Raw genomic sequence first — 12,468 nt, forward strand, 5'->3', positions numbered from 1 at the left:
GCTGCATTACCGGTCGGCTCGGGGGTGGAGATCGGAATCCTGGTTGCCGAAGCGGATAATGTCGCGGTCCGCGCCATCCTGAACCCGTAGGCGCCCGGCGTCCCCGGGTGAGTTCCTCGCCCGCAGTCGGTGCGTGGGTATTCCTCCGTGCCACGTGGCGGGGCGGCCGGGCCGCCCCGCCACCCGCCCGAAACCCGTCGCCGTTTGCGCTTGCTTCGAGTGCACTCCAAGGTTCTAGCGTGGAGGTCATGACGGTGATGGAGAGCACTTCCGCAGGGACGGACGCATGCGCATCGGCACCCAGGGCTCATCCGCGCCCCGAGGGTCAGGACCGCTACACCATCAGCGAGGTCGCGGCCTTCACCGGGCTCACCGCCCACACGCTGCGCTGGTACGAGCGGATCGGGCTGATGCCGCACGTCGACCGGTCCCACACCGGTCAGCGCCGCTTCACCAATCGCGACCTCGACTGGCTGGCCTTCGTCGGCAAGCTGCGGCTGACCGGGATGCCGGTCGCCGACATGGTCCGGTATGCGGAGCTGCTGCGTGAGGGCGAGCACACGTTCGAGGAACGGCAGGAGCTGCTGGAGGCGACCCGTCGCGATGTGAGGACGCGGATCGCGGAGCTCCAGGACACCCTCGCCGTCCTCGACCACAAGATCGACTTCTATGCGAGTGCCCGACGGGCGCCGGAAAGGCCTTGTGCCTGATGACTGACAACAAGATCGTCACAGTGGAGCTGGGACACGACGGCCCGCAGGTCGGCGTGCAGGGACTCGGCTGCATGGGCATGAGCGAGTTCTACGGGAACACCGACGAGACCGCGGCCCGCGAAACCCTGGAGACGGCGCTGAGCGTGGGCGTCACCCTCTTCGACACCGCGGACATCTACGGGAGCGGCGCCAACGAGACGTTCCTGGCCCCGTTCGTCGGAGCGCACCGGGACGAGATCACCCTCGCCACGAAGTTCGCCATAGAGCGGACCGATGACCCGCAGTACCGGGGCGTGCGCAACGACCCCGGGTACATCCGCCAGGCCGTCGAGGACAGCCTGCGCCGCCTCGGCACGGACGTCATCGATCTCTATTACATGCACCGCCGTGACCCGGCCGTCCCGCTGGCCGAGTCCGTCGGCGCGATGGCCGAGCTGGTCCAGCAGGGCAAGGTCAAGCAGCTCGGGCTGAGCGAGGTCACCGGCGCGGAACTGCGCGAGGCGTACGCCGTGCACCCGATCGCCGCCCTGCAGTCCGAGTGGTCGCTCTTCAGCCGGGACGTCGAGCGCAGTGCCGTGCCGGCCGCCGTCGAGCTCGGGGTGACGTTCGTGCCGTACTCGCCGCTCGGCCGCGGCTTCCTGACCGGGGCGTTCGCGGACGCGGGCAAGGACCTGTCGAAGGAAGACTTCCGCCAGTACCAGCCGCGCTTCACCGGCGACAACGCGAAGACCAACGCCGCGCTGCTGGAACCCGTCCACAAGATCGCGGCCGCGCACGGGGCCTCGGCCGCGCAGGTGGCGCTGGCGTGGGTGCAGCAGCGGGCCCAGGTGCACGGCCTGACCGTGGTGCCGATCCCGGGTACCCGCAAGAGCAGCCGGCTGCTGGAGAACGTCGGGGCGACCCGGCTCACCCTCACGCCGGAGGAGCTGGCCGTGCTGGAGCCGATCGCCGGCCTGGTCGCAGGGGACCGCTACCCGGACATGAGCTCGACGTCGGCGGCGCGCGAGTAACCGGCGGCGGCGCCGGCCGCCCCGCTACGCGATCCCCAGCGCGAACACGGCGACCGGAGCCCACACCAGTGGACGGTGCAGCAGCCGGCCGATCCGGTCGTGCGGCGGGATCGCCGCACGCCGCTACAGCTCCGCGAGCAGCTGGGCCTTCTTCGCGCTGAACTCGTCGTCCGTCACGAGTCCCGCCCGGTGGAGTTCCCCGAGGTGCCGGATCCGCTCGGCGATGTCCGCCGGATCGCGGCGCCCCGCGCCCGCCAGGACGGCGGTTGCCGCCACGGGGGCGGACTGGTTCCTGCGTACGGATTCCAGGACGGCGGCGGCGAACGGCAGCGACTCGTGCACCGGGCCGTAGCCGAGCCCGAAGGTCACCGCGGCCGGGTCCTGATCGGCCTGGGCGGCCCGCGGGGTCATTGCCTGCGGACCGGGTGCGGCGTCCGGACGGGGCGCCCCGCCCTCCGCGGCCGCACCTTCCGCGCCCGCCAGGGAAACCGCACTCCCGGCACCTCGCGGGACCAGCCGCAGGTAGCCGCCGAACGCCTCGGGCGACCGCCACTCGACCCCGCACAGCTCGGTGACCGGAAACGTCTGGTCGCCCGCCTTCCACTTCGCCGTGGAGGCACCCGTCCAGAACCAGCGGAAGGAGATCCGGTCCCCGTCGAAGCTGGCCCGGCCGTCGTACGCCTTGAACTGCATCGGCGCCTCGGGGGCCGCGACCATGAAACGTTCGGCGGGCTCCCCCGCGTCCGCTCCGAGCAGTGCGCGCAGCTCGTCCGCGTAGTACTCGGCGAGCGTCTCGCGTTCGGCGGGCAGCACCAGCCGGTACGGATCGCAGCCGTCCTTCAGCTGCCCTGCCGCAGCCTCCAGCAGGGGATCGGCGCCGGGTCTCGGCACCGCATGCAGCACCACCGTGCCCCGCTTGCCCGGAGTCAGCGTCACCGACGACAACGCCGCATGCGGAATGCGGCGTTCACGCAGGCTCTGGAAGAGCTTCGGCGTGCGAATACCCCGTTCGAAGCGGATGAGCACGGAGTCGGTGTCGAACTCCCAGGTGGCATGAATTCCCGCCAGCACATCACCCATGTGCCTCATCGTATGTGGCACTTGCCCGCACGTCCCCCTCGGCGTATGCCGCAATTCATGCTCCCTTGCGGCACTTTACGCGCGTCACACGCCTTCGGCGCCGGAAATTCCCTTGTGACAGGCGCTGTCGGCGCTCGCACAGGTCACCGAGCCGTAGGCACCCACGCCGATGGCGGCGAAGTTGCGGAGGCTCTCGGTGCCCGGCACGAAATAGCCGCTGTGCCCGTTGGCGTCGCCCGCCGAGACGACACGCGCACCGAAGCCCCGGTCCACCGGATCGGCCCCGTGGCCGAGCCCGCCGACCTCCATGTTCGGTACGTCCTGGATCCAGTCGTTGCGGTCCCGCATCGCCCAGACGGCGGCCGAGGTGTGCAGCTGCGCCGCGTGTCCCACCCGCATGCCGGGGCTGCCCGCGACCGCGATGTCGGTGACCCGGGACGGCAGTTCTTCCGCGGCGACACCGCACAGCACGGACCCGTAGCTGTGACAGAACAGCGAGACCTTTGACGTGCCGGGCAGCGCGCCGACGAGCGCGTTGAGCCGGACCGCGCCGCGCTCGGCGAGGTTTCCCAGGGCCGCGTCCATACCGATGCCGGCGGGCGCGGTGTAGTCGGCCCAGGCGATGACGGCGGTCCGGGTGCCGGGGCGGGCGGTGCGCTCCGCCGTGTACAGCGACTTCGCCATGCCGACGGGGGCGGCGTCGACCTTCGGCCCGGTCCGCTCCAGCGTCAGCAGGTTGGTGTCGACACCGGGCACGACCATCGAGATCCGTTCGGCCTTGTCCAGGTCACCGAACACCTCGGCGGCGTGGCCCTTCCCGGACGGGTCGAAGGCCAGGAAATGCCGGCCGTGGGCCAGCATCGACTGGAAGCGCTCCATCCGGCGCAGCGCCTCGGCGCGGCCGTCCGGGGAGAGCCTGACGTCGTGCATGCGCCGCCGCTCGACCGCCCGCGCCTGAACCAGGGCCCGCCGGTTGGCGTGGTAGCGCAGGGTGACCGGGGCGCCGTTCAAATTGCCGACGACCAACGGGTACCTGTCGGCGAGCGCGGTCCGCTGTGTGGCGGTGAGCGTGGCGAAGAACCGCGCCAGCCGGTACGGCGGTGCATCGGCGTGCGGCAGCGGGTGACCCGCTATCCGCCCCCGCGCCCAGGAGGCGAGTGCGATGTCGCGTGGCTCGTGGGAGGGTTGGTGACGTACGGCTGTCCAGCCGGTGGTCGCCAGCATCACGAACACGACCGCGACGGCGAGCAGTGCGCGCCATGCGGTGAGCGTGGGGGAGGAGTCGAAGGAAGTCACTCCGGCCCACATTAGGAGACGCGCGACGACCACTGTGAACCGGGTGACACACATCACTCGCCTGCAGGGAATCGGGGCGGGTTTCTCTCACGCTCCGTGCGCGCGTCCGGTACGCTCCGACGGATTTCGCGCCGCTCCCGTCCTGCGCGGGCCGGTTGTGGTGCGACAGTTGTGAAGTCCGCCATGTTCCGGTATGAGGCGTTCGGCACATGGCTGGGGCGGAGCTATCCGGCGGAAGGCGCAGGCGCGGCGGTCGCGGGTTCGACCGGCGTATGCCAGTTCCCTGCGAGCGCCGGGCCCAGTTGGTCCAGATAGTTCTCGGTCAGCGCGCGCAGCGACTCCACGCTCGTGTCCCGCCCTTGCCCCCACAGCTGCCCGGCCACCCGCATCACCCCGGAGAACGCGGCGACGGCGACCCGCGGTCGCGGATCCGTCCGGATGTCGAGGCCCTCGCGCCCGGCGATCACCTCGGCCATCTCGGTCTCCAGGTCGAAGCTGCGCCGCAGGTGGGCCGCGAGCAGGCAAGGGGTCGACTCGATCATCCGGTACGTACGCATGTGGAGTTCGACCGTGACGGTCTCCTCGATCGCCTCGCCGATACTGTTCCAGGTGCGCAGGACCGCGCTGCGCATAGCCTCGAAAGGGGCTTCCGCTGCGGGTCGTTGACGCAGCTCGGAGAGAAAATGCGATTCCATCATCTCCTGGACGGCGAAGACGGTCTCCTCCTTGCTGGCGAAATGGCGGAAGAAGGTGCGCTGGGAGACCTCGACGGCGTCGACGATCTCGTCGACGGTGGTCTCGTCGTACCCCTGGGTGGTGAAGAGGTCGAGGGCGGCGTGCAGCAGGGCGTCCCGGGTGTGTCGCTTCTTGCGTTCCCGCAGCCCGGTCGGTGGCTCTGCGGCGCGCCGGACATCGGTCACTGAGCGGCCCTCTTTCTGTCTCTTTGTCCAGCTCAGGGTACCTGTGAGCCACGTGACAGTTACCGGCTTGTGAAATGGTTTGTCAACTGTCAGCGACTGACACTAGTGTCCCCGGCATGACTAGTCAGACCACCGCAGAAAAGCCGTTGCGGGAGCCGCAGGGCGCCCCTGCTCCCGCCCCGGCCAAGGGGCTGCGCGGCCACCCCTGGCTGACGCTCTTCGCCGTGGCCATCGGCGTGATGATGGTCGCGCTCGACGGCACGATCGTCGCGATCGCCAACCCCGCCATCCAGCAGGACCTGAAGGCCTCGCTCGCCGATGTCCAGTGGATCACCAACGGCTACATGCTCGCACTCGCGGTCTCCCTGATCACCGCGGGCAAGCTCGGTGACCGGTTCGGCCACCGCCAGACCTTCCTGATCGGTGTCGTGGGCTTCGCCGCGGCATCGGGAGCCATCGGTTTCTCCAGCAGCGTGGCTCTGGTCATCGCGTTCCGGGTGCTGCAGGGTCTCTTCGGCGCCCTGCTGATGCCGGCCGCGCTCGGCCTGCTGCGCGCCACCTTCCCGGCCGAGAAGCTGAACATGGCGATCGGCATCTGGGGCATGGTCATTGGGGCCTCGACGGCCGGCGGTCCGATCCTCGGCGGCGTCCTCGTCGAGCACGTCAGCTGGCAGTCCGTCTTCTTCATCAATGTGCCGGTCGGAGTGATCGCGCTTCTGCTCGGCGTGGTGATCCTCAAGGACCACCGCGCCGAGAACGCGCCGCGCTCCTTCGACATCGGCGGCATCGTGCTGCTGTCGCAGGCGATGTTCTGCCTGATCTGGGCGCTCATCAAGGGTGCGCAGTGGGGCTGGGGCGACTACAGGACGCTCGGCTTCCTGGGTGCCGCCGTGGCGCTGTTCGTGGTCTTCGCCTTCTCCCAGAAGAACGTCAGGGAGCCGCTGATCCCGCTGGCGATGTTCCGCTCGGTGCCGCTGTCCGCGGGCGCGGTCCTGATGGTGCTGATGGCCTTCGCCTTCATGGGCGGGCTGTTCTTCGTCACGTTCTACCTCCAGAACGTGCACGGTCTGAGCCCCGTCGACAGCGGTCTGCACCTGCTGCCGCTGACCGGGATGATGATCGTCGCCTCGCCGCTCGCGGGCGCCATGATCACCAAGTTCGGCCCGCGGGTCCCGCTGGTCGGCGGCATGGTGTGCACGGCGGTCGCCATGTTCGGGATGTCTCAGCTGGAGATCGGCACCAGCACCCTGACCATGTCGATCTGGTTCGGTCTGCTCGGCCTCGGCCTCGCCCCGGTGATGGTCGGCGCCACCGAGGTCATCGTCGGCAACGCCCCGATGGAGCTCTCCGGCGTCGCGGGCGGCCTGCAGCAGGCCGCCATGCAGGTCGGCGGCAGCCTCGGTACGGCGGTGCTGGGCGCGGTCATGGCCTCCCGGGTCGACTCGCAGCTGGCGGACAACTGGACGGCAGCGAAGCTTCCGCCCCTTTCGCCGCAGCAGCTGGACGCCGCGTCCTCGGCTGTCGAGGTCGGCGTACCGCCGGTGGCCGGCAACACTCCGCCGGAGGTCGCGGCGAAGATCGCGGACGTCGCCCATGACACGTTCGTGTCGGGCATGAGCACGGCGTTCATGGTCGCCGGCGTCGTCGCGGTGGTCGCCGCTCTGGTCGCCACGCTCACCAAGCGCGGTGCGAATGCCGAGGCCGGTGCGGGCGCGGGTCACATCTGACCGTTCGTCGTGACGCCTCCGTGGCGTCAACACAGTGCGCACGACAGCCCCGCCGGATCGTTCCGGCGGGGCTGTCGCCTATCAGGGTGGTGTGCTCCGCAGCCCCTTCCCCGGGCGCTGCCGAGCAGGTCAGGGTGCGTGCAACTGATTCGCACCACCACGGGGGTCGATTTCCATGCGTACGACCATTCTTGCCGCCGCTCTCGCCACCGCCGCCCTGATTCCGCAGGCCGCGGCCCACCCCGCGACTCCGCAGGCCGCTGCCCGTTCCACGGGCTCGCAGGCCGCGGCCCACTCCGCACCCGCACGCCTTGGGGCTTGCGGAAGCGGTCAGCTCTGCCTCTGGGAGAAGCCGGACTTCACCGGCCTGCGGCAGATCCATGAGCTGTCCACGATCGACATCGAGAGCTGTGTGCCGCTGCCGGCGGGCAACAAGGTCCAAGCGCTCGCCAACCGCACCGGCCGGCCCGTCACCACATATCAGTCGGCCGAGTGCGCCGAGACCGGCGAGTTCGAGACCTATCCGGGCGGCGGCACCTGGGTGCCCCAGTCCCCGTACCAGGTCAGGGCCTTCAAGGTCTGGGAGAACTGACCGGATACGCCGAAGGGCGGCGGGACCAGAAGATCCCGCCGCCCTTCGGCCGTCGTGCTTACGCGTCGCCGCCGGCCGCGCCCGGGGCGGCCGCGGTCACGTCCAGGAGCTCGTACCGGTCGATCGCCTGCTTCAGCAGCGAACGGTCGACCCGTCCCTCCTTCGCGAGCTCGGTGAGCACCGCGAGGACGATCGACTGCGCGTCGATGTGGAAGTACCGGCGGGCCGCGCCACGCGTGTCGGCGAAGCCGAAGCCGTCCGCACCCAGCGACTGGTACGCACCGGGAACCCAGCGCGCGATCTGGTCCGGCACCGAACGCATCCAGTCCGAGACCGCCACGAACGGGCCCTCGGAGCCGGAGAGCTTCCGGGTCACGTACGGGACGCGCTGCTCCTCCTCCGGGTGCAGCAGGTTGTACCGCTCCACCTCGACGGCCTCGCGGCGCAGCTCGTTCCAGGAGGTCGCCGACCAGACGTCCGCCTTCACGTTCCACTCGTCGGCGAGGATCCGCTGCGCCTCGACCGCCCACGGGACCGCCACACCGGACGCCATGATCTGGGCCGGGATCATGCCCTTCTCGCCGCTCCTGAAGCGGTAGACGCCCTTGAGGATGCCCTCGACGTCCACGTTCTCCGGCTCGGCCGGGTGCTGGATCGGCTCGTTGTAGACGGTGAGGTAGTAGAAGACGTCCTCGCTGTTCTCGCCGTACATCCTGCGCAGACCGTCCTTGACGATGTGCGCGATCTCGTACCCGAACGCCGGGTCGTACGCCACACAGCCCGGGTTCGTCGAGGCGAGCAGCTGCGAGTGGCCGTCCGCGTGCTGCAGACCCTCACCGGTCAGCGTCGTACGACCGGCGGTCGCACCCAGCACGAAGCCGCGCGCGAGCTGGTCGGCCATCTGCCAGAACTGGTCACCGGTGCGCTGGAAACCGAACATCGAGTAGAAGACGTACACCGGGATCAGTGGCTCGCCGTGCGTGGCGTACGCCGAACCCGCGGCGATCAGCGACGCCGTGCACCCCGCCTCGGAGATGCCGTCGTGCAGCATCTGACCGGTCGGCGACTCCTTGTACGCGAGCAGCAGATCTCGGTCCACTGCCTCGTACTGCTGACCCAGCGGGTTGTAGATCTTCGCGCTCGGGAAGAACGCGTCCATGCCGAAGGTGCGGTACTCGTCGGGCGCGATCAGCACGAAACGCTTGCCGATCTCCTTGTCCCGCATGAGGTCCTTCAGGATGCGGACGAACGCCATGGTCGTGGCGATCGACTGCTGACCCGTACCCTTCTTCGCGGTCGCGTACGTCTTGTCCTCAGGGAGGACCAGCGGCTTCGCGCGCACCACACGGGTCGGGACATAGCCGCCCAGACTCTTGCGGCGGTCGTGCATGTACTGGATCTCTTCCGAGTTGCGGCCCGGGTGGTAGTACGGCGGGTAGCCCTCGTCCAGCTGCTTGTCCGTGATCGGGATGTGCAGCCGGTCGCGGAACCGCTTGAGGTCCTCGACCGTGAGCTTCTTCATCTGGTGGGTCGCGTTGCGGCCCTCGAAGTTCGGACCCAGGGTCCAGCCCTTGACCGTCTGCGCGAGGATCACCGTCGGCTGGCCCTTGTGGGCCTTGGCCGCCGCGTACGCCGCGTAGACCTTCCTGTGGTCGTGACCGCCGCGGCCCAGGTGCAGGATCTGGTCGTCGGTCATGTCCTTGACCATGTCGCGCAGCCGCGGGTCGTCCCCGAAGAAGTGCTGCCGGATGTACGCGCCCGACTCGGTGGCGTACGTCTGGAACTGGCCGTCCGGCGTGGTGTTCAGCTTGTTGACCAGGATGCCCGTGCGGTCCTGCGCCAGCAGCGGGTCCCAGGAGCGGTCCCAGACCAGCTTGATGACGTTCCAGCCGGCGCCGCGGAACTGCGACTCCAGCTCCTGGATGATCTTGCCGTTGCCGCGCACCGGACCGTCGAGACGCTGCAGGTTGCAGTTGACCACGAAGGTCAGGTTGTCCAGGCCCTCACGGGCGGCGATGGAGAGCTGGCCCAGCGACTCGGGCTCGTCCATCTCGCCGTCGCCCAGGTAGGCCCAGACGTGGGACCGGGAGGTGTCGGCGATACCGCGCGCCTCCATGTAGCGGTTCATCCGGGCCTGGTAGATCGCGCCGAGCGGACCGAGGCCCATCGAGACGGTCGGGAACTCCCAGAAGTCCGGCATCAGCCGCGGGTGCGGGTAGCTGGACAGGCCGTTGGGCGCCTTCGACTTCTCCTGGCGGAAGGCGTCGAGCTGCGCCTCGTTCAGCCGGTCGAGCAGGAATGCGCGGGCGTAGATACCGGGGGACGCGTGCCCCTGGAAGAAGATCTGGTCGCCGCCCAGACCGTCGTCCTTGCCCCGGAAGAAGTGGTTGAAGCCCACGTCGTACAGCGAGGCGGAGGAGGCGAACGTGGCGATGTGACCGCCGACGCCGATACCCGGGCGCTGGGCGCGCGACACCATCACGGCCGCGTTCCAGCGGGTCGCGTTGAGGACCTTGCGCTCGATCTCCTCGTCGCCGGGGAAGAACGGCTCGTCCTTCGTGGCGATCGTGTTCACGTAGTCCGTACTGCGCATCTCCGGCACGGCGACGCGCTTCTCGCGCGCGCGCTCGATGAGCCGGAGCATCAGGTAGCGGGCCCGCTCACGGCCGCGCTCGTCGACGGCGGCGTCGAGGGAGTCGAGCCATTCCTGGGTTTCTTCAGGATCGAAGTCCGGGACCTGGCTCGGAAGGCCGCCAATGATGATCGGGTTGCGATCGGATCCGGAAGCCACGCTGTTCCTTCGCTGTTCGGTGCTGCTCTACGGGGCCTGGTCACGGGAGGCATGCCCCCGGGATGTATGCATGTACGCCAGCACCATCGTGTACCGCGACGGCGCGTACGTCATCTCTACCGAGGGGTAACCGCCAGGTGGGGAGGCATCATGTCGGGTACGCCAGGGCGGCTCGGCAGACGGGTTGGATCAAACCGCAACCATACGCCCAACCCGTCCAAGCGTTCCCAAAGGCTGCTCGACTCCGATTGGCGGACCGAAACGGCATAAGCTGTGCAAGGACGTAAAGGGTGTGGACGGCCGTGTGGAGCCCAGTCAGGGACCTGCCGATCGTGCGGCGACGTGGCAGGGAACGTCACCGTTCAGGCGGTCTCGCACGCTGGGTACTTGCGCGATCCGCCGCGCCCGTGTGGACTACGGCCAACGCCCCGCGCACGCGCGTGGCTGAAGCATTTTCCGAACATGATCAGGAGGCAACCCGTGAGCGCGACCGCGGACCACGCGGAGGAACGGACCAACTCGGCTGCACGGCTGGGGTTCGAGCCCGGACAGGTGGTCCAGGAGATCGGCTACGACGACGACGTCGAGCAGGAGCTCCGTGAGGGCATTGAGGCCACTACCGGCCAGGAACTCGTCGATGAGGACTACGACGACGTCGCTGACGTCGTCCTGCTGTGGTTCCGCGACGAGGACGGCGACCTTACGGACGCGCTGGTGGATGCCATTGGTCTGATCGACGAAGGCGGTGTGATCTGGCTGATGACGCCGAAGACAGGCCGCGAAGGCTACGTCGAACCGAGCGATATCAACGAGGCCGGCCAGACAGCCGGTCTTTCCCAGACCAAGAGCATCAATGCGGGCAAGGACTGGACGGGCAGCCGTCTGGTCACCCCGAAGTCGGCCAAAGCCAGGCGCTGAACCGCACTCACCACGAGGCCCCCGCCGGTCGTGCACCGGCGGGGGCCTTCGCATGCCCGTACCCAGGTCCCCGCCCGCGCACATCCCTGTCCGCAGGCCCACCGAGGTCTCTGCGTAGGGTGGGAGTCCACCCGGACAGCCCAGCCCGGTGAAGCAGCGAAGGGACGCGTTTCCATGGCGATCGAGGTCGGTACCCAGGCCCCGGATTTCGAGCTGAAGGACAACCACGGCCGGACCGTGAAGCTCTCCGACTTCCGCGGCGAGAAGAACGTGGTGCTGTTGTTCTACCCGTTCGCCTTCACCGGCGTCTGCACGGGTGAGCTCTGCGCCCTCCGTGACGAGCTGCCGCAGTTCGAGAACGACGACACGCAGCTGCTGGCCGTCTCCAACGACTCCATCCACACCCTGCGCGTCTTCGCCGAGCAGGAGGGCCTCGAGTACCCGCTGGTCTCGGACTTCTGGCCGCACGGCGCGACCTCCCGGGCCTACGGCGTCTTCGACGAGGAGAAGGGCTGCGCGGTGCGCGGCACCTTCATCATCGACAAGGAGGGCGTGGTGCGCTGGACCGTCGTCAACGGTCTGCCGGACGCGCGCGACCTGAACGACTACATCAAGGCCCTCGACGCGATCTGATCCGGTTCCGGACGATCCCGCGCCGGTGTTCCGGACGATCTCCCGGCGCCCCCCGGCCAAAAGCCTGTTTTGGCCGGGAACCCGTCACTAGGATCCACTCGTTGATCCGATGCCAACGCAACGTGGAGGCGCCGGCAGCCGTCGGCCCCCAAGAAACCAATGGGAGGACTCGTGGGAGTCAGCCTCAGCAAGGGCGGCAACGTCTCGCTGACCAAGGCCGCGCCCAACCTGACCGCCGTCGTCGTCGGTCTGGGCTGGGATGCCCGTACCACCACCGGTGGAGACTTCGACCTCGACGCCAGCGCGCTGCTGACCAACGCCGAGGGCAAGGTCGGCAGCGACGGTAATTTTGTCTTCTTCAACAACCTCAAGAGCCCCGACGGCTCCGTCGAGCACACCGGTGACAACCTCACCGGTGAGGGCGAGGGCGACGACGAGGTCATCAAGGTGAACCTGGCCGGAGTCCCGGCCGACGTCGACAAGATCGTCTTCCCGGTCTCGATCTACGAGGCCGAGACCCGCCAGCAGAGCTTCGGCCAGGTGCGCAACGCATACATCCGCGTGGTCAACCAGGCGGACAACACCGAGCTCGCGCGGTACGACCTCAGCGAGGACGCCTCGACGGAGACCGCCATGGTCTTCGGCGAGCTGTACCGCAACGGCGCCGAGTGGAAGTTCCGTGCCATCGGCCAGGGCTACGCCTCGGGTCTGCGCGGCATCGCGCAGGACTTCGGCGTCAACGTCTGAGGTACGGCCCAGAGCGCGGGACCGGGCCGTTCCTGAGAAGG

At 68.8% G+C, this 12,468-nt stretch carries 11 protein-coding genes; 7 read left to right on the forward strand and 4 right to left on the reverse strand.

Translation table 11 applies throughout. The features are described 5' to 3' along the window. The first annotated feature begins 248 nt into the window (after positions 1–248). A complete protein-coding gene (locus ACGFSA_RS04190) occupies positions 249–710 on the forward strand; it encodes a MerR family transcriptional regulator (RefSeq protein WP_393299371.1) in 462 nt (153 codons plus the stop codon). Further along, entirely contained in the window at positions 710–1,723 is a 1,014-nt protein-coding gene (locus ACGFSA_RS04195) for an aldo/keto reductase (protein WP_393299374.1), read from the forward strand. The genes ACGFSA_RS04190 and ACGFSA_RS04195 overlap by 1 nt, the downstream gene beginning before the upstream one ends. A gap of 123 nt (positions 1,724–1,846) precedes the next feature. Here ACGFSA_RS04195 and ACGFSA_RS04200 read toward each other — a convergent pair whose 3' ends face one another. The 3 genes from ACGFSA_RS04200 to ACGFSA_RS04210 all read right to left on the reverse strand — a co-directional run bounded on the left by ACGFSA_RS04200 (position 1,847) and on the right by ACGFSA_RS04210 (position 5,019). Then, positions 1,847–2,803 carry a DUF4429 domain-containing protein gene (locus ACGFSA_RS04200; RefSeq protein ID WP_393299377.1) on the reverse strand — a complete coding sequence of 319 codons (957 nt, stop codon included), beginning with the start codon at positions 2,801–2,803 and terminating at the stop codon, positions 1,847–1,849. Between the two features lie 84 nt (positions 2,804–2,887). Next, positions 2,888–4,099, reverse strand: a complete 1,212-nt coding sequence (locus ACGFSA_RS04205) for an alpha/beta hydrolase (RefSeq protein ID WP_393299380.1) — start codon at positions 4,097–4,099, stop codon at positions 2,888–2,890. Positions 4,100–4,323: 224 nt separating this feature from the next. Beyond that, complete coding sequence (locus ACGFSA_RS04210) at positions 4,324–5,019, reverse strand: TetR/AcrR family transcriptional regulator (protein ID WP_393299383.1); 696 nt, start codon at positions 5,017–5,019, stop codon at positions 4,324–4,326. A gap of 116 nt (positions 5,020–5,135) precedes the next feature. Between ACGFSA_RS04210 and ACGFSA_RS04215 the strand changes: the two genes are divergently transcribed. Both ACGFSA_RS04215 and ACGFSA_RS04220 read left to right on the forward strand, forming a co-directional pair. Beyond that, entirely contained in the window at positions 5,136–6,746 is a 1,611-nt protein-coding gene (locus ACGFSA_RS04215; RefSeq protein ID WP_393299386.1) for an MFS transporter, read from the forward strand. 175 nt (positions 6,747–6,921) lie between these two features. Beyond that, positions 6,922–7,338 (forward strand): peptidase inhibitor family I36 protein, encoded by a 417-nt coding sequence (locus ACGFSA_RS04220; RefSeq protein WP_393299389.1) that lies wholly within the window; start codon positions 6,922–6,924, stop codon positions 7,336–7,338. Between the two features lie 58 nt (positions 7,339–7,396). Here ACGFSA_RS04220 and aceE read toward each other — a convergent pair whose 3' ends face one another. Then, complete coding sequence (gene aceE / locus ACGFSA_RS04225; protein WP_393299392.1) at positions 7,397–10,129, reverse strand: pyruvate dehydrogenase (acetyl-transferring), homodimeric type; 2,733 nt, start codon at positions 10,127–10,129, stop codon at positions 7,397–7,399. Between the two features lie 480 nt (positions 10,130–10,609). On the opposite strand from aceE, the gene ACGFSA_RS04230 reads away from it, so the two are divergent. From ACGFSA_RS04230 to ACGFSA_RS04240, 3 genes are all read left to right on the forward strand, one after another. Beyond that, positions 10,610–11,047 (forward strand): DUF3052 domain-containing protein, encoded by a 438-nt coding sequence (locus tag ACGFSA_RS04230; protein WP_037696857.1) that lies wholly within the window; start codon positions 10,610–10,612, stop codon positions 11,045–11,047. A gap of 174 nt (positions 11,048–11,221) precedes the next feature. Then, positions 11,222–11,680 carry a peroxiredoxin gene (locus ACGFSA_RS04235; protein WP_366693641.1) on the forward strand — a complete coding sequence of 153 codons (459 nt, stop codon included), beginning with the start codon at positions 11,222–11,224 and terminating at the stop codon, positions 11,678–11,680. Between the two features lie 171 nt (positions 11,681–11,851). Then, positions 11,852–12,427, forward strand: coding sequence for a TerD family protein (locus ACGFSA_RS04240; protein WP_359109185.1), 576 nt, complete (start codon positions 11,852–11,854; stop codon positions 12,425–12,427). The last annotated feature ends 41 nt before the right edge of the window (positions 12,428–12,468 follow it).

The organism is Streptomyces sp. NPDC048496, from assembly GCF_043200055.1.
GTDB lineage: Bacteria > Actinomycetota > Actinomycetes > Streptomycetales > Streptomycetaceae > Streptomyces.